Origin of the sequence: Rhodococcus sp. BS-15 (assembly GCF_000813105.1) — a bacterium.
GTDB lineage: Bacteria > Actinomycetota > Actinomycetes > Mycobacteriales > Mycobacteriaceae > Rhodococcoides.
This window is the reverse complement of the sequence record NZ_BAOX01000570.1, coordinates 1-1,005: the sequence shown is the minus strand read 5'-3', so window position 1 is coordinate 1,005 and position 1,005 is coordinate 1. Positions and strand designations below refer to the sequence as shown.

The 1,005-nt window shown below is 65.1% G+C and carries 1 protein-coding gene and 1 pseudogene; both read right to left on the bottom strand.

Going from position 1 to position 1,005, the window contains the following annotated elements; translation table 11 throughout:
* Positions 1–120 precede the first annotated feature (120 nt).
* Positions 121–654, bottom strand: a complete 534-nt coding sequence (locus tag RHBS_RS28000; protein WP_121873715.1) for a MarR family winged helix-turn-helix transcriptional regulator — start codon at positions 652–654, stop codon at positions 121–123.
* 43 nt (positions 655–697) lie between these two features.
* Positions 698–1,005, bottom strand: a pseudogene (locus RHBS_RS27995) (hypothetical protein); the annotation flags it as partial.

Sequence of the window (1,005 nt, the reverse complement as noted above, 5' to 3'; positions counted from 1 at the left end):
TCCCCCCAACACCAGCACCCCGCCCCGCCCTTCAGCAGATCGACTCCACCCTGTTCCCGGTGCAATTGCACCACGAACGGTACGGGTGTGCCATTGTCTTGTGACGAGTCACCATCGAACTCAGAACGATGTGGTTATGTCATCACTGTCGAAATCGCCTGCATCCGAACGCAGTTCCGCCAGGATCCGGACGAGCGCCATCAACTTGTCACGCGCCAGCCCGGGGCGTGCGAAGACCAGCGAGTTCAGGCGCTCGGTGGCCTCGACTGCCAACGTGCGTCCCTGCTCGGTGATTTCGACCAGCGTGGTGCGCCGATCGCTCGGATGCGGGATGCGTCGAACGTATCCCACCGACTCGAGGCGATCGACAGCGTTGGTCACACTCGTGGGATGCACCTGCAGACGTGCGCTCGCCTTAGCCATCGGCAGAGCGCCGTTCTTGGTGAAGGTCAACAACGTCAGCAATTCGTAGCGCGAAAAGGTCAGTCCCGTCGGCTTCAACGCTTCCTCGACTCGGGCAAGCATGATCTGCTGCGCGCGCATCAACGACGTCACTGCTGCCATACCGTCGGCGGCCTCGGACCACCCGTGCTCGGTCCACTGGCGGTGTGCCTCTGCAATGGGATCGAGGGGAAGCGGAGACGGTGCTGGCATACCGACCATCCTCCCACGGTGCCCGGTTCGGGCGTCTACCGAATCACGCCCGAGGTACGGCGAGTGGAACCCGATCGGTGATCGCGGCTCGGGCGCGCGAGATCTGCTCTCGGGCTTCGGCGGTACGCACGGCGTCCGTGTCGCCGGTTGCCAGCGCACTGTCGAGAAGTGTCAGTTGGGCCAGTACGGCATCGACGTTCTCGGTCGACCGGGCGGCACGGCCCACTCGCTCGGCGAGACGAATGCCGGCCTGCACCACCAACGGGCTGCCGGTGCCGTAGATCCGCACCGCGTCGAGGGCGTGATCGATCAGCGGCGGAACCGCCACGCGGCGAACGATCACGCGCACGG